The sequence below is a fragment of the Methylopila musalis genome (assembly GCF_042679725.1).
Taxonomy (GTDB): Bacteria; Pseudomonadota; Alphaproteobacteria; order Rhizobiales; family Methylopilaceae; genus Methylopila; species Methylopila musalis.
The window spans coordinates 1-14500 of sequence record NZ_JBHTMX010000067.1; the positions used below are offsets into that span (position 1 = coordinate 1).

General features: G+C 70.3%; 15 protein-coding genes and 1 pseudogene. 10 read left to right on the forward strand and 6 right to left on the reverse strand.

The genetic code is table 11. The features are described from left to right. Positions 1 to 344 (forward strand): annotated as a pseudogene (locus ACFQ4O_RS09205) (formylmethanofuran dehydrogenase subunit C); the annotation flags it as partial. A 23-nt stretch (positions 345 to 367) separates the two neighbouring features. Here the strand turns inward: ACFQ4O_RS09205 and ACFQ4O_RS09210 are convergent. Then, positions 368 to 1252, reverse strand: coding sequence for a LysR family transcriptional regulator (locus ACFQ4O_RS09210; RefSeq protein ID WP_378775399.1), 885 nt, complete (start codon positions 1250 to 1252; stop codon positions 368 to 370). Positions 1253 to 1344: 92 nt separating this feature from the next. Here ACFQ4O_RS09210 and ACFQ4O_RS09215 point away from each other — a divergent pair, with 92 nt between their 5' ends. Together ACFQ4O_RS09215 and ACFQ4O_RS09220 are read left to right on the forward strand one after the other, a co-directional pair. Beyond that, positions 1345 to 1755, forward strand: a complete 411-nt coding sequence (locus ACFQ4O_RS09215; RefSeq protein WP_378775400.1) for a CidA/LrgA family protein — start codon at positions 1345 to 1347, stop codon at positions 1753 to 1755. Then, on the forward strand, positions 1739 to 2443 hold the full coding sequence (locus ACFQ4O_RS09220) for an LrgB family protein (RefSeq protein WP_378775401.1): 705 nt from the start codon (positions 1739 to 1741) through the stop codon (positions 2441 to 2443). The genes ACFQ4O_RS09215 and ACFQ4O_RS09220 overlap by 17 nt, the downstream gene beginning before the upstream one ends. A gap of 14 nt (positions 2444 to 2457) precedes the next feature. Here ACFQ4O_RS09220 and ACFQ4O_RS09225 read toward each other — a convergent pair whose 3' ends face one another. From ACFQ4O_RS09225 to ACFQ4O_RS09240, 4 genes are read right to left on the reverse strand one after another with little or no spacing between them, the layout of a single operon-like run. Next, positions 2458 to 3153, reverse strand: a complete 696-nt coding sequence (locus ACFQ4O_RS09225; protein WP_378775402.1) for a (5-formylfuran-3-yl)methyl phosphate synthase — start codon at positions 3151 to 3153, stop codon at positions 2458 to 2460. Next, positions 3150 to 3716, reverse strand: a complete 567-nt coding sequence (locus ACFQ4O_RS09230) for a DUF447 domain-containing protein (RefSeq protein ID WP_378775403.1) — start codon at positions 3714 to 3716, stop codon at positions 3150 to 3152. The genes ACFQ4O_RS09225 and ACFQ4O_RS09230 overlap by 4 nt, the downstream gene beginning before the upstream one ends. After that, on the reverse strand, positions 3713 to 5203 hold the full coding sequence (locus ACFQ4O_RS09235; protein WP_378775404.1) for a DUF6513 domain-containing protein: 1491 nt from the start codon (positions 5201 to 5203) through the stop codon (positions 3713 to 3715). Before ACFQ4O_RS09235 ends, ACFQ4O_RS09230 begins: the two co-directional genes overlap by 4 nt. Continuing rightward, positions 5200 to 5808, reverse strand: a complete 609-nt coding sequence (locus tag ACFQ4O_RS09240; protein WP_378775405.1) for an amino acid kinase family protein — start codon at positions 5806 to 5808, stop codon at positions 5200 to 5202. The genes ACFQ4O_RS09235 and ACFQ4O_RS09240 overlap by 4 nt, the downstream gene beginning before the upstream one ends. Positions 5809 to 5989: 181 nt before the next feature. Between ACFQ4O_RS09240 and ACFQ4O_RS09245 the strand changes: the two genes are divergently transcribed. The 5 genes from ACFQ4O_RS09245 (at position 5990) to ACFQ4O_RS09265 (ending at position 11888) form a co-directional block, all read left to right on the forward strand. Continuing rightward, complete coding sequence (locus ACFQ4O_RS09245) at positions 5990 to 6946, forward strand: quinoprotein relay system zinc metallohydrolase 2 (RefSeq protein ID WP_378775406.1); 957 nt, start codon at positions 5990 to 5992, stop codon at positions 6944 to 6946. A gap of 316 nt (positions 6947 to 7262) precedes the next feature. Continuing rightward, positions 7263 to 9071: a lanthanide-dependent methanol dehydrogenase XoxF5 gene (gene xoxF5, locus ACFQ4O_RS09250; RefSeq protein ID WP_378775407.1), complete on the forward strand. Its 1809-nt coding sequence runs from the start codon at positions 7263 to 7265 to the stop codon at positions 9069 to 9071. 165 nt (positions 9072 to 9236) lie between these two features. Further along, positions 9237 to 10091: a substrate-binding domain-containing protein gene (locus ACFQ4O_RS09255; RefSeq protein WP_378775408.1), complete on the forward strand. Its 855-nt coding sequence runs from the start codon at positions 9237 to 9239 to the stop codon at positions 10089 to 10091. A 73-nt stretch (positions 10092 to 10164) separates the two neighbouring features. Then, on the forward strand, positions 10165 to 10728 hold the full coding sequence (locus tag ACFQ4O_RS09260) for a PQQ-dependent catabolism-associated CXXCW motif protein (protein WP_378775413.1): 564 nt from the start codon (positions 10165 to 10167) through the stop codon (positions 10726 to 10728). Positions 10729 to 10859: 131 nt separating this feature from the next. Next, positions 10860 to 11888 (forward strand): fatty acid desaturase family protein, encoded by a 1029-nt coding sequence (locus ACFQ4O_RS09265; RefSeq protein WP_378775409.1) that lies wholly within the window; start codon positions 10860 to 10862, stop codon positions 11886 to 11888. Here the strand turns inward: ACFQ4O_RS09265 and ACFQ4O_RS09270 are convergent. Further along, entirely contained in the window at positions 11882 to 12025 is a 144-nt protein-coding gene (locus tag ACFQ4O_RS09270; protein ID WP_378775410.1) for an entericidin domain-containing protein, read from the reverse strand. The genes ACFQ4O_RS09265 and ACFQ4O_RS09270 overlap by 7 nt on opposite strands. Before the next feature lie 186 nt (positions 12026 to 12211). On the opposite strand from ACFQ4O_RS09270, the gene ACFQ4O_RS09275 reads away from it, so the two are divergent. Together ACFQ4O_RS09275 and ACFQ4O_RS09280 are read left to right on the forward strand one after the other, a co-directional pair. Then, complete coding sequence (locus tag ACFQ4O_RS09275) at positions 12212 to 13300, forward strand: catalase family protein (protein ID WP_378775411.1); 1089 nt, start codon at positions 12212 to 12214, stop codon at positions 13298 to 13300. A 149-nt stretch (positions 13301 to 13449) separates the two neighbouring features. Beyond that, positions 13450 to 14500: LysM peptidoglycan-binding domain-containing protein (locus ACFQ4O_RS09280; protein WP_378775412.1), on the forward strand; the 1051-nt coding region annotated here is incomplete at its 3' end.

Genomic DNA, 14500 nt, shown 5'->3' on the forward strand with positions numbered 1-14500 from the left:
CCGCCCGCGCGGCCGAGCGGCTTCGGGGCGGCGTCATCGTGGTTCAGGGCGACGCGGCGGAGGGCGCCCTCGGCGATCTGATCGCGGGCACGTTCGCCGTCGGCGGCGCGCTCAAGGGCAAGGCCGGCCGCGGCATGAAGCGCGGCACGCTGCTGTTGCGCTCGGCCGACGGTCTGTCGTCCGGCTTCGGCGACGCCGGCGAGCATGACCTCGTGATGCTGCGCGTGCTGGCCCGGCGCTCGCCGGAGATCGGCGTGTTCCTCGGCGACGCCTATCTCGTGCGGCGCTTCGCGGGCGACCTCAACGCCGGCGGCAAGGGCGAGGCGCTGGTCGTCCCGGCCTGAACGCTCCGGTTCGTCCGGGCCCCTCAGGCCTTCTGCGTGGCCTCGTCGACCACGGCGAGCCAGGCCCTCGCGGCGTGGGAGAGATAGGCCCCGCGCCGCCACACCATGGCCATGTCCCAGCGGGCGCGCGGCTCGTCGAGCCGCACCGGCGCCACGCCCGCGTGCGGGCGCTGCGCGAACATGAACTCCGGCAGGAACGCGGCGCCGAGCCCGAGCGCCGCCAGCTCCACGATGAAATCGATCTGGCTGCTCCGGGCCGCGACCTGCGGCTCGAAGCCGCTCGCCCGGCAGGCGTCGAGCAGGATGCGGTTCAGCGCGAAGCCGCGCTCGAACAGCACGAAGGGCGTGTCCTTCAGATCGATAAGCTTGAGCGAGGCCCGGCCCGCCAGCGCGTGGGAGGAGGGCAGCAGCGCCGCCAGCGGCTCCCGGCGCACGGCGCGCCATTCGAAATCGTCCTCCACCGGCAGCAGGGAGCCGGCGAGTTCGATCTCGCCCGCGCGGAGCAGCTCCTCCAGCCGGTCGCTGCCATACTCCACCAGCCGCACGTCGATGCCCGGAAAGCGCTGCCGGTAGATCGCGAACAGCGGCGCGTAGAGCGTGCTGCTGCCGATGGGCGGCAGGCCGAGCTTCAGCTCGCCCCGTTTCAGCCCGCGCACCTCGCCGAGCTCGGCGATCAGGTCGTCTCTATCCGCCAGCAGCCGCAGCGCGCGGCGGTAGACGATCTCGCCTGCGGCGGTGAGCGCCACCCGATGCCCGATCCGGTCCAGCAGCGCCACGCCCGCCTCGTCCTCCAGCTGGCGCACGGCCTTGCTCACCGCCGACTGGGTGGTGAACAGGGCCTTGCCGGCGTTGGAGAAGCCGCCCTGCCGGACCACCTCCACGAAGGCGCGGAGAACGCGGAAATCCATCGACATTCCTCTATGGAATTCAATCTGAGAAAATAAGTCATTTTGAGCATATAGCGCCGAGGCGTAGCCTGTCGATCAGGAGAGACCACGCCATGACGACCGCCCGCATCGCCGTTCCGTTCCGCCGCCGCTTCCACGGCAGCCGCGTCGCCCAGCTCGCGCTGATCGCGGGCCTGTGGGTGGCGGGCGAAGGCGTGACCCGGCTCGCGGGCCTGCCCGTTCCCGGCGGCGTGGTGGGGCTGGCTCTGGCGCTGGCGCTGCTCATGAGCGGCCGGCTCAGCCTGTTCAGCCTGCGGCGCGGCGCAAATCTGCTTCTGGCGGACATGCTGCTGTTCTTCGTGCCGCTGGTGGTGGCGGTGGTCGAGCACCGGGAGCTTGCGGGCCTGCTCGGCCTCAAGATTCTGGTGGTGATTCTTGCCGGCACGGCCGCCGTCATCGGCGTCACCGCGCTCACCGTCGAACTGTGCTTCCGGCTGAGGTCGCGCCATGAGCGGGTCGTTTGAGGCCGCGGTCGGCCAGGGCCTGCTGTGGTCGGCCGCGACGATCGGATTCTACCTCGCCGCCAAGGCGCTCTACCGCCGCTTCCGCCTGTGGTGGCTGTCGCCGCTCGCGGTCACGCCCGCGCTGATCGTGGTGGCGGTGCTCGCGCTGCATGCGAGCTACCGCGACTACATCGGCGGCGCGGGCTGGCTGGTGATGCTGCTCGGGCCGGCGACGGTCGCCTTCGCGGCCCCGATCTACGAGCAGCGCGCGCTGATCCGCAAACACTGGCCGGTGCTGATCGCCGGCATGGCGGCCGGCAGCGCCACCGCCGTGCTGACCGGCTGGGCGCTCGCCACCGTGCTCGGGCTCGACGGCGAGCTGCGCCTCAGCCTGCTGCCGCGCTCCATGAGCACGCCCTTCGCCATGACGGTCTCGGGCGACATCGGCGGCGCGCCGGAGCTGACCGCGCTGTTCGTGGTGATGACCGGCGTGCTGGGCGCGGCGCTCGGCGACGTGATGCTGGCGCGCCTGCCCATCCGCTCCACGCTCGCCCGCGGCGCGCTGTTCGGCATGGCGGCCCACGGCGCGGGCGCGGCCAAGGCGCACGAACTCGGCCGGGAGGAGGGCTCCATCGCCGGTCTGGTGATGGTGCTGGTCGGTCTGCTCAACGTGCTCGCCGCCCCCCTAGTGGTGATGCTGCTGCGCTGAGGGGGCGGGCGGGCTTACGCGGCGCGCTTGGCGTTGAGCGCGGCGCGCAGGCTTTGGGCTGCCTCCGTGCTGAAGGCGCCGGTGCGGCCGCCGTCGCAGAGGGCGCCGCGGAAGCCGAGATAGTCCGGGCCGAGTTCGGCCAGATCGTCCACGTCCGCGAGGCGCAGCGAGCCGGCGAGGCCGGTCAGCAGGCCGAGCGCCTTGGCCTCCCGCACAAATCGGCCGAGCGCCGGCGTGTGGATGTGGCGGCGCAGGCCGCCGGCCGCCTTGTCGGCGGTGTCGATCATGGCGCCGTGGAAACCGGCGCTGGCCGCGTGCTCCACCAGATCCCGGTCCACGCCCTGATCGGCGAAGAACACGGCGATCAGCTTCACGCGGCGGCCGAGCGGGCGCAGGGCCTCGAAACAGGCGCCGGCGTCGCCCCCCCTGAACACGCCGAGCTTCACCAGCGGCACGCCGGTCTCCGCCACCGCGTCCGCCGCAGCCCGCACGGTCTCGGGGACCATCGGCCGGTCGCCGATGGTGGCGCTCAGAAGCGGCGCGTCCTCGCCCCAGCCGCGCCAGAGCGCGACCGCCGCGCGCAGGTCCGCGAGCGCCCAGGCGCCCAGCGCGCCCTCGGCCGGGTTCTTCAGGTCCACGATGTCGGCGCCGGCCGCGCGGGCGAGCGCCATCTCGTCGAGGGTGGCGACGCTCGCCAGGAAGCCGGTCATGACGCGAAGGCGTCCCGATGCGCCCGGACCATGTCCAGAATCCAGCCCCAGGCCTCGCGCTCCGCGTCGCCCGCGGTCCTGTCGATGGCGATCTGCAGATAGGCGAACTCGGCGTCGATCTTCTCGGGCGGCAGCATGTGGAGCCGGCTCGCCAGCACGGCGCCTTCGAGCACGGCGGCGACCGCCCGGTTCAGCCCGCCGAAGGGCTTCAGCGACTGGGTGCGCGCCACCCGGCAGGTCAGCTTCGGGCGCTGGCCGTCGTCGTCCACATGGACGACCTCCACCTCGTCGCAGGCGAGCGCGTCCATCAGGCGCACGGAGGCCACGGCCTGCGCCGGCACGGTCGGCCATTCGGTCTTCCGCTTGGTGACGCAGCCGGCGAAGACGCGGGCGTCATCGGTGAAATTCACGACGCCGCAGCGGGTTGCGAGGAAGTTCTCAAGCGTGCGCGAGGGGCGGAACGGCTGCAGCAGCCAGCCGCCCTCGATCGGCGTGGCGCCCATGGGCGCCACATGGGGCACGCCTTCGGGCGACAGCGTGGTGACGACGGTTTCGCGGATCACGACGTGGGCTCCTCGGCGCCGCCGGGGGCGGGCTCGGCCGGCTGCTCGGTTTTCGGCGCGCGTTTGGCGCGCTCCTCGCGCTTCTCGGCGAGGGTTGAGCCCGCGTTCTTGAAGCTCAGCTTGTGGGCCTGCTCCAGGCTCTCGGCGGTTTCGCCCGCGACGCCGAACTTCAGCGGCTCGTCCTGCGTGTAGCGCTTGCCCAGCCGGAAGGCGATCTCGGCGCGGGCGGCCTCCACCCCGAGATAGAAGGCGTGGCCGGGATCGCCCTCGACCGCGAGATGCGGATAGAGGTCGAACGGATCGACGCCGATGTGGTGGCCGTCCTTGTTGAAGATGTGGACGCCCTTCTCCGACACCTCGATGCGGTAGTTGCGGTCGCGGATGTCGCGGGCGAGCTCGTCCAGATCGGCGGCGGACGAGGTGACCGGCCGGCGGTCGCGCAGCGCCATCAGGCCGCCGCCGAAGCCCTGCGGCAGCGATCCCGCCTCCCGCGCGGCGAAATACTCCCGCCGCGCCCGGTCGAACTCCCGCACGGCGGTGCGGCAATGGGGGCTGACCTGCACCGCCAGCACCGCCTGCACGTTCAACTCCGAGATCATGCCCATGAGAATGGCGTTGATTCCGGTGGTGTCGGCGTCGGTGAGCTCGGTCACGTTGCCGATGCCCATCAGGATCGGCGCGTTCGGCCGCAGCCGGCGAAGCTCCGCATAGCGCACCACCGAATCCGTGAAGCCGAAATGGATCGGATCGAGAATCGGGTCGGCCAGATAGGCCCGGCCCCTGGCCTCCAGCGCGTCCATGGCGCGCAGCAGCGACTCCATGTCGGCGGGGGAGGCGGGGACGAGGATCGGCGTGGCGTCGCCCTCGTCGGCGATGGCGAGCGTTTTCTCGCTGAGGCTGAGCAGATAGCTCGCCCCGGCGCGGTTGGCGCGGGCGAGCTCGTCCGGATTGGCCGAATCCACGCTCACCCTGGCGCCGTCGGCGATCAGCGTGGCGATGTGGTCTTCGAGATGGGGGTAGGGGGTGTCCGGCAGGCAGCCGAGGTCGATCACGTCGGCCCCGTCGGCGCGCAGGCGCCGGGACTTCTCGATCAGCTCCTCGTGGGAGAGCATGGTCGCGTCCACGATCTCGGCGAAGATCAGGCAGTCGTGCCGCGACAGGTCCGGCTCCAGCCCGCCCCGGCCGAAGAAGCCGGGCAGGTCCGCCAGTTCCTCCGGCCCGCGCTCGAAGGTCACGCCGAAATGGTTGGAGAGCCGCTCCAGATCGCCCCGGAACCGGCCGGGCAGAATGGCGCGGTGGACGCCTTCCGGCAGTTTCAGGCGCCGCTCCAGAATCTCGGCGGTCATCAGCGCCGCCACCTTCACGCCCACGTTCACCACCTGCGGCTGCAGCGCCTCGCTGGCGAGGCTGGCCGCCAGCCGCTCCAGCCGCGCCTCGGCGAGCGAGCCGGTGACGAGCGCGACCTTCTCCGTCTCCTCGCCGCTCATGCCGCAAGCCTCGACGGGGCGGCGAGGGCGGCGTCGAGCGCCTCCGGCGAGGCGTCGCCCACGCAGAGCGCCTCGCCGGCATAGGTTTGAGCGAGGCGCGGAAGATGGGCGTCCACCAGCCCGTCGCGCGCCCAGTCCGCGATCGAGGAAGAGACCGGTGCGAGGGCCGATTTCACGAACACGACCCGCGCCGCGCCGACCGCGCGCGCCAGCCAGAGCGCGAGGCTGTCGGAGGTCACGTCCCAGGAGGCGGGCACGTCGGCCTCGAGCGCCAGAGGGACCGGCCACCACAGCGCGGCCCGGCCGGCGGCGCGCGCGCGTTCGATCTCGTCCATCGACGCGACACGGTCAAAGTCCGGCCGCAACCGTTGAATCAGCGCCGCGCCTTGGGCCATGGCGAGAATCGCCATCTCGTGGGCGGCGCGATCGTCGAAGCCGAGCGTGGGCTGCAACGCGCGCACCGCGTCCGCGAAGGGGCCGCCGCCCGGAACCACCAGCGCGCCATGCCGCGCGGCGACGTCCAGCAGCGCGCCGAGACGCGGGGCGCCGAACAGGCTGCCGCCGAGCTTGACGACGGCGAGGGGGCGCGGGGAAGACGTGGGCATCAGGCGACAGGCTTTCGTCGGCGGTCCGATGCGGACACCTAAACCCGGCGCCGTCGTAATCCAAGGGCGTCGACCCTCAACCGAAGGTGTGAGCGGCGCTCGGTCGCGCATCCGCGCCGCGACGGTAGAATCGCGGGCGAGGGGCCAGATCTGCGGTCTCGCGTGCAGAAGAGGTGTGAACATGGCTGGTCCGTTCCGGTTTCCGCGCGTGATGGCGGCCGCGATCCTGCTGGCCGCGACCATCCTCGGCGGGCAGGCCAAAGCCTCCGATCCGGTTGAGCCGCTGCCGGTGACGGAGGTGGCGCCGGGCGTGTTCGTGCACGCCGCGCCCTACCAGCTCATCGCGCCGCCGAACCAGGGCGCGATCTCCAACATGGGCTTCGTCATCGGCGGGGAGGCGGTGGCGGTGATCGACACCGGCAATACGCCGCTCGCCGGCCGGCGGCTGCTGGCGGCGATCCGGGCGCGCACCGCGCTGCCGGTGCGCTACGTCATCAACACCCACATGCATCCCGACCACACGCTCGGGAACGCGGCGTTCCGGGGCGAGAATGCCCATTTCGTCGGCCACGCCAAACTGCCGCGCGCGCTCGCGGCCCGCGCCGAATCCTATGTGGAGGCGGCGAAGCGCGATCTCGGGCCGGAGCTGGCGCCGACTCGCGACGACGTCATCCTGCCGGACACCACCACCGGCGACCGGCTGACGCTCGATCTCGGCGGCCGAAAGCTGGAGCTCGAAGCGGAGCCGACCGCCCACACCGACAACGACCTGACGGTGTTCGACGCGACGACCGGCACGTGGTTCCTCGGCGACCTGCTGTTCCTCGGCCATCTGCCGTCGATCGACGGCTCGCTGGACGGCTGGGTGAAGGTGATGACGCGCGTGCGGGGGCGGACCGTGGCGCGGGTGGTGCCGGGGCACGGGCCCGCCTCAGCGCCGTGGCCGCAGGCGCTCGAACCGCAGCAGCGCTATTTCGACCGCCTGCGCGCCGATGTGGCGGCGCTGGTGGCGAAGGGCGCCTCGCTGCGGGAGGCGTCCGAACAGGCGGGTCGGTCGGAACGGGACGGCTGGGCGCTGTTCGACGAATTCAACGCCCGCAACGCCATCGCGGCCTACACGGAGGAAGAGTGGCGCTGACCGTTTTGCTGCGATGCAAAATAATAAGTGAGCAGTCGCAGCAATATCATAATAACTCCTTTATATCTCAAAGTCCTTATTGCGCTCTTAGACAAAGCGTCCTAGGGTCCGGCCGTCTTCAGCTTCAACGCCTTGGGACAGAACAAGTCAGGGCGGTTCGTAGGTCTAGGCCGGGGTTTGACGCAGCCGGCGACGCGTGAGGGAACATGTTCCCGAATGGCCGTGACACGAGCGGAAGGCGCGGGTCCAATAATAAAGATTGCGCTGCGCGGAAGAGCGCAGCGACCTGAGGACTGCGTTCATGAGGGAGAATGCAATGCGCAAAGTCGCACTCGTGGCGGGACTGCTGGGCACGGTGGCCGTGTCCTGGCCCGTGCTCGCCAATGACAGCGTCACCAAGATCATCGAAGACCCCAAGCAGTGGGGCATTCAGACCGGCGATTACGCCAACACGCGTTATTCGAAGCTCGACCAGATCAACGCCAAGAACGTCAACAAGCTCCAGGTGGCCTGGACCTTCTCGACGGGCGTGCTGCGCGGCCATGAGGGCGGTCCGCTCATCATCGGCGACGTCATGTACGTTCACACGCCGTTCCCGAACAACGTGTTCGCGCTCGACCTGAACGACAACGGCCGCATCATCTGGAAGTACGAGCCGAAGCAGGACCCGGCGGTCATTCCGATCATGTGCTGCGACACGGTCAACCGCGGCGTCGCTTACGCCGACGGCAAGATCCTGCTGCACCAGGCGGACACCACGCTGGTGGCGCTCGACGCCAAGACCGGCAAGAAGCTGTGGTCGGTCGTCAACGGCGACCCGAAGAAGGGCGAGAGCAACACCGCGACCGTTCTTCCGGTGAAGGACAAGGTCATCGTCGGCATCTCCGGTGGCGAGTTCGGCGTGCGCGGCTCCGTGACCGCTTACAACCTCAAGGACGGCTCCAAGGCGTGGCGCGGCTACTCCATGGGTCCGGACGAGGAGATGCTGATCGACCCGGCCAAGACCACCGAGCACGGCAAGCCGGTCGGCAAGGATAGCTCGCTGAAGACCTGGGAAGGCGATCAGTGGAAGATCGGCGGCGGCTCCACCTGGGGCTGGTTCTCCTACGATCCGAAGCTGAACCTCGTCTATTACGGCTCGGGCAACCCCTCCACCTGGAACCCGAAGCAGCGCCCCGGCGACAACAAGTGGTCGATGACCGTGTTCGCCCGTGACGCCGACACCGGCGTCGCCAAGTGGGTCTACCAGATGACTCCGCACGACGAGTGGGACTACGACGGCATCAACGAGATGATCCTCACGGATCAGGAAATTGATGGCAAGAAGACCCCGCTGCTGACGCACTTCGACCGCAACGGCTTCGGCTACACGCTGAACCGCGAGACGGGCGAGCTGCTCGTCGCCGAGAAGTACGATCCGGTCGTGAACTGGGCCACCAAGGTCGACATGGACAAGTCGTCCAAGACCTACGGTCGTCCGCTGGTCGTCGCCAAGTACTCCACCGAGCAGAACGGCGAAGACGTGAACAGCCAGGGCATCTGCCCGGCCGCTCTCGGCACCAAGGACCAGCAGCCGGCGGCCTACTCGCCGAAGACGGACCTGTTCTACGTGCCGACCAACCACGTCTGCATGGACTACGAGCCGTTCCAGGTGTCCTACACCGCGGGCCAGCCGTATGTCGGCGCGACCCTCGCCATGTACCCGGCGCCCAACAGCCATGGCGGCATGGGCAACTTCATCGCCTGGGACAACAAGAAGGGTAAGATCGTTTGGTCCAACAAGGAGATGTTCTCCGTGTGGTCCGGCGCTCTCGCCACCGCTGGCGACGTGGTGTTCTACGGCACGCTCGAGGGCTTCCTGAAGGCGGTCGACTCCAAGACGGGCAAGGAACTCTACAAGTTCAAGACCCCGTCGGGCATCATCGGCAACGTCACGACCTATGAGCACAAGGGCAAGCAGTACATCGCCATCCTCTCCGGCGTTGGCGGCTGGGCCGGCATCGGCCTCGCGGCCGGCCTGTCGGAAGGCTCGGAAGGTCTCGGCGCGGTCGGCGGTTACGCCGCTCTCGCCCAGTACACCGCTCTCGGCGGTCAGCTGACGGTGTTCTCGCTGCCGAACGACTGATCCCGGTGAGGGCCTGACGGTCCACATCGCTCACGCCTAAGGGGGCCCGGCCGATGGACATGTTCCGTCTGCCGGGCCCTTCGTGCTTGAACAAGGCGGCGCCGCAGAAGCGCCGCGTGACCGGAGGCGGCGGGCCGGACCCGCGCGCCCCACAGGAGGACTGACGTGACCGCATCGCGTATCGGACGCCGCGCCCTCGCGGGCCTTGGACTGGCCGGTCTGGCGCTTTTCGCCGGCGTGGCCGGCGCCGGCGCCCAGACGTCGGATCTCGTGAGCCGCGCCACGCTGCGCGTCTGCGCCGACCCCAGCGACCTGCCGCTGTCGAACGAGAAGGGCGGCGGCTTCGAGAACAGGATCGCCGATCTGCTCGCCAAGGATCTGGGCGTGCCGGTGGACTACACGTGGTTCCCGCAGGCGACCGGCTTCTACCGCATGACGCTCGGCATGAAGCGCTGCGACGTGGTGATGGGCTATGTGGCCGCTGGCGAGCCGGTGCTGAACACCAACCCCTATTTCAAATCCGCCTGGACGCTGGTGGTGAAGAAGGGCGGCCCGCTGGACGGCGTGGATTCGCTCGCCGACCCGCGGCTGAAGTCCGCCCATCTCGGCGTCGTCGCCGGCACCGCGCCGGCCTCCCATCTGGCGCGCAACGGCCTCATCGGCATGGCGCGGCCCTATTCGCTGACTGTGGACCGCCGCTACGAATCGCCGGCCGAGGACATGCTCAAGGCCATCGCCGCCGGCGAGATCGAGGGCGGCGTCCTGTGGGGGCCGATCGCGGGTTATTTCGCCAACAAGGCGGGCGAGGGCGTGTTCACCGTCACGCCGCTGGTGAAGGATCAGGCCTTCCCCCCGATGGTCTACCGCATCACCATGGGCATCCGGCCGAACGAGCTGAACTGGAAGCATCGGCTGAACGAGTTCATCGCCAAGAACCAGAATGAGATCAACAAGATACTTCTGGAGTTTCATGTTCCGCTGCTGGACGAGCAGAACCGTCCGATCACCTCTGCGCAGTGATGGGACGCGCGCGTTCGAACCGGCGCCGGGCGTGACGGCGCGCCCCGCGATCCGCACCCGCGTCGGGGCGGCGATCGCGCTGGCCCTGGCTCTGGTCTTTGTCGGCGCGACCTTCGCGCGCGCCGACGAGCCGGTGACGGGTCCGGTCCCGCCGGAGCCGTCGGGCTACCGGATGGAGGGCTATCGCAGCCCGACGCCCGCGACGCTCGCCGGCGCGACGGTGCTGGACACGCCGGGCGCCGAGGCGCTGTGGCGCGGCGGGACGGCCGTGTTCGTGGACGTGATGCCCCGCCCGGTGCGCCCGCCGAACCTGCCCGCCGGCACGATCTGGAAGGACGCGCCCCGCCGCCATCTTCCCGGCAGCGTCTGGCTGCTGAACGTGGGCTACGGCGCGCTGCCGCCGGAGATGGAGGCGTTCTTCCGGGACAGCCTCGTCCGCCTCACCGGCGGCGATCTTAAAAAGCCGCTGGCGTTCTACTGCCGGCAGGCGTGCTGGATGTCGTGGAACGCGGCCAAGCGGGCGATGGCGCTGGGCTACTCCGCCGTCCACTGGTACCCGGACGGCACCGACGGCTGGGAGGCCGCGGCGCTGCCGACCGAACCCGCGCAGCCCTACGCGCTCGACGCCGGTCGCTGACGGTCCGCAGCGGCGCGCCCGCCATGCGCTGCGCGCCGCTGCGGGCGGTGCTATGGTCCCCCCGCGCGTCGGCGGTTCGGCGCGCGTCAGCGTGAGCATACGAAGCCGTGTCAGCACCCGAACGGAACCTGGTGGCGACCGCGCACAAGCTGTGCGGCGACCTCGCCGTCCCGCGTCCTGCGATCTATTGGACCGACCTCATTCTCTCGGCGCTCGTGGGCTATGGCGGTTTCGCCGGCGCCGTGCTGGCGCCCTCCGCGCCGCTGAAGGCGGTGTTCTTCGTGGCGGCGGCGCTCGCGCTTTATCGCGGCGTCAGCTTCATCCACGAGGTCAGCCATCTGCGGCCGCAGGACGTGCCGGGGTTCCGCAACGGCTATGACGCGCTGATCGGCGTGCCGTTCCTGACGCCCTCGCTCATGTATGAGGGGGTGCACAACCAGCATCACGCCAAGTCGCGCTACGGCACCAAGCTCGATCCGGAATATCTGCCGCTCGCCAGCGGTTCGCTGGCGCAGATCGCGGCCTTCCTGCTGGTGTCGCTGCTGGCGCCGGTGGGGCTGCTGTTGCGCTTCGCCGTGCTGGCGCCGCTCTCGGCGCTGTGGCCGGGCCTGCGCCGCTTCGTGATCGAGCGCTGCTCGGCGCTCGCCATCAATCCGGAGTATCGGCGGGAGCAGCCCACGGGCCCGCAGGCGACGCGCTTCGTGGTTCTGGAGACGCTGTGCGCGCTCTGGGCGATCACGTTCCTGACGCTTGCGGCCACAGGCGTCATGTCGGCCCGCGTGTTCCTCACCGCTCTGGCGCTCGGCTCCGCGGTCGCGGTGGTGAACCAGTTCCGCACGCTGGTCGCCCATCACTGGGAGAACGACCACGGGGAGGAGATGACGCCGACGGAGCAGTTCCTCGACAGCGTCAACGTTCCGCCGCCGGCGACCCTGCCGATGCTGTGGGCGCCGGTCGGGCTGCGCTACCACGGCCTGCACCATCTGCTGCCGCGGCTGCCCTATCACGCGCTGGGCGAAGCCCATGCGCGGCTTCGCGCGCAGCTGCCCCAGGACTCCCCCTATCACAAGGGGAGCCACCGGGGGTTCTGGGCCGTCGCTGTCCGCCTTCTGAAGGCGATCGGCGTCCGGAGACGCGTCGCGGTCGCGCCGCGTCAGTAGCCGCGCACGGCCTTTTCGGTCGCCTGAACGTTGTTTTTGGTGTCGCGGCCGACGCCGCGGGCGGTGTTGGCGCAGGCGGCGAGGGTCACGCAGGCGGCGAGGGCCAGGACGAGCGGAGCAAGGCGACGAGACGTCATGTTCGGAATTCCCCTTATGGTCGATCGCTCCGCCAGGAGCGCCCCTGCCTAACGTCGAACCACAGCGAAAGTTTCCGCCGTCGCCACATTTGTGGCGGGCGCCGCGTCATGGGCCTCACGAGGTCCTAGCGGAACCTCGACGCCGCCGGAGCGGTTCTCTTTGGAAACGATCCAGGGAGCGAGCCGATGCCCATGACGCCCATAGCGTTTCACCCCGACATGGAACGGCCGGAAGACGACGAGGAGCGGGTGCGCGACGAGCTGATCGCCACCCTGCGCTCGATCAGCGACACCACCTTCGCCCATTCCGGCCATGGGTTGCGGAGCGTGCACGCCAAAAGCCACGGTCTGCTGGACGTGACCGTGGAGACCCTCGGCGATCTGCCGGCGCCTTACGCGCAAGGCCTGTTCGCGACGCCCGGCCGCTACGCCGGCGTGATGCGCTTCTCCACCAATCCCGGCGACGTGCTGGACGACGGCGTCTCCGCGCCGCGGGGTCTTGCGCTTAAGGTGATCGGCGTGGAGGGCGAGCGGCTGCCGGGCTCGGACGGGGAGGAGACGCAGGATTTCCTAATGGCGAACGCGCCGGCCTTCGCCGCCCGGAACGCGGCGGCCTTCCTCAAAAACCTCAAGCTGCTGGCCAAGACCACCGACCGGGCTGAGACTGCCAAGAAGGGGCTGTCCAGCGTGCTGCGCGCGGTGGAGGCGACCATCGAGGCTTTTGGCGGCAAAAGCGCGACTGTGACCGCGCTCGGCGGCCAGCCCATGACGCAGATTCTCGGCGAGACCTTCTTCAGCCAGACGCCGTTTCTCTACGGCCGGAACGTCGCCAAGTTCTCGATCGCGCCGATGTCTCCGGACCTGAAGGCGCTGGAGGGCGCCTCTGTCTCCCTCGACGGCCGGGCGGACGCCCACCGGGACGAAATCAACGCGTTCTTCCGCGCGAACGGCGGAGAGTGGGAACTGCGCGTCCAGCTTCTGACCGACGCCGAGCGCATGCCGATCGAGGACGCCTCCAGCGTCTGGCCGGAGGACGAAAGCCCCTATGTGGCGGTGGCGCGCATCCGCGCCGAGCCGCAGGAGGGGTGGTCGCCGGCGAAATCCGCGCGCGTGGACGACGGCCTCTCGTTCAGCCCGTGGCGCGGGCTTGCGGCGCATCGGCCGCTGGGCTCCGTCAACCGGGTGCGCCGCGCCAATTACGAGAGCTCGGCCGGCCTGCGCGCCGAGCGCAACAGCTGCCCGTTGAACGCGCCGCGCGCGGCCGCGCCGGCCTGAACGGCGCCGGGGGCGGGGAGGGGCCGCGACCCAAGAAAAGCCTTAAGGTTTATAAGGCGCTGCGCTTTTTCGACGCCAAGATAACCGTCCGTTTACCTCAACGGCCGTTTACTGCCTGCATGTTGGTTCTGTCGGTGCGAGTGCCCAATATGCGTAATTCGGTTTCCTGCGTCCGCGCCAAGATGCTCGCCCGGGTCGCCGTGGTCGCGCTGCTGTCGGGCGGCGCCGCGGCGTGCAGCTCGGACACGGGCCGCTTTGGCGAAGGTCCGTTCTCCAACCCCTTCACCTCCGCCTCGTCGGAGCCCGCGCCCAGCCGGGCGCGCCGCGCTCCGGAGCCGGCCTACACCGGCGCGGTGCAGCGCGTGCCCACCTCCCGGGTGGAGCGCGCTCCGCTCGGCTCCCTGCCGCCGGCCCAGTCCGCGCCCATGCGCGGCTTCGAAGGCCAGCAGCAGCCCTACCGCTCCTCCGCGATCTCCGAGCCGGCGACCACCGGCTCGCTGCCGCCGGTGCATCGTCCGCAGACCGCCCGCGTCGCCACCAGCTCCAACTGGACGGCCGAGGGCGGCTCCACGGTGACGCTCGCGCCCGGCGAGACGGTGCAGACCCTGTCGCAGCGCTACGGCGTGCCGGCGACGGCCATCCTGCAGGCGAACAACCTGCCGAACGCCAGCAGCGTCGGCGCCGGCTCGCAGGTGGTGATCCCGGTCTACTCGACCACGCCGTCGCGCGTCGTCGCGGCCGCTCCGAGCCTTCCCGCCCCGCAGGCCGCCGCGCCGCGCGTCGTTCAGGCGCCGGTCGCTCCGGCCCCGGTCGCCGCCGCCGGCGGCGCGCACACGGTGCAACCGGGCGAGACGCTGTCCTCCGTCGCCCGGACCTACGGCGCGACGCGGACCGACCTCGCCGCCGCCAACGGCATCGCGCCGGACACCATGGTGCGCATCGGCCAGAAGCTCGTCATTCCGGGCCGCAACGCCCAGCAGGTGGCGACCATCCAGCGCACCCAGGCAGAGGCCCGGACGGCGGCTCTGCCCGCGCCGGCCGCGACCGGAACGGTCGGCCAGCCGCGCATGCAGTTCGTTCAGGGCCCGCAGGGGCATGGCGCCGACGCGGGCGCCCAGCCGGTCGCCGGCGCGAAGCCCGTGAAGCCCGTCCAGACGGCGCAGCTCCAGCCCCAGAAGCCGGGTCAGGCCCCGGCGCTGA

Coding starts and splice junctions, on each gene's coding strand:
- ACFQ4O_RS09240 (WP_378775405.1), bottom strand. CDS start 5,808: ATGCCCACGTCTTCCCCGCGCCCCCTCGCCGTCGTCAAGCTCGGCGGC.
- ACFQ4O_RS09225 (WP_378775402.1), bottom strand. CDS start 3,153: ATGACCGGCTTCCTGGCGAGCGTCGCCACCCTCGACGAGATGGCGCTC.
- ACFQ4O_RS09270 (WP_378775410.1), bottom strand. CDS start 12,025: ATGACGTCTCGTCGCCTTGCTCCGCTCGTCCTGGCCCTCGCCGCCTGC.
- ACFQ4O_RS09245 (WP_378775406.1), top strand. CDS start 5,990: ATGGCTGGTCCGTTCCGGTTTCCGCGCGTGATGGCGGCCGCGATCCTG.
- ACFQ4O_RS09215 (WP_378775400.1), top strand. CDS start 1,345: ATGACGACCGCCCGCATCGCCGTTCCGTTCCGCCGCCGCTTCCACGGC.
- xoxF5 (WP_378775407.1), top strand. CDS start 7,263: ATGCGCAAAGTCGCACTCGTGGCGGGACTGCTGGGCACGGTGGCCGTG.
- ACFQ4O_RS09275 (WP_378775411.1), top strand. CDS start 12,212: ATGCCCATGACGCCCATAGCGTTTCACCCCGACATGGAACGGCCGGAA.
- ACFQ4O_RS09235 (WP_378775404.1), bottom strand. CDS start 5,203: ATGAGCGGCGAGGAGACGGAGAAGGTCGCGCTCGTCACCGGCTCGCTC.
- ACFQ4O_RS09220 (WP_378775401.1), top strand. CDS start 1,739: ATGAGCGGGTCGTTTGAGGCCGCGGTCGGCCAGGGCCTGCTGTGGTCG.
- ACFQ4O_RS09210 (WP_378775399.1), bottom strand. CDS start 1,252: ATGGATTTCCGCGTTCTCCGCGCCTTCGTGGAGGTGGTCCGGCAGGGC.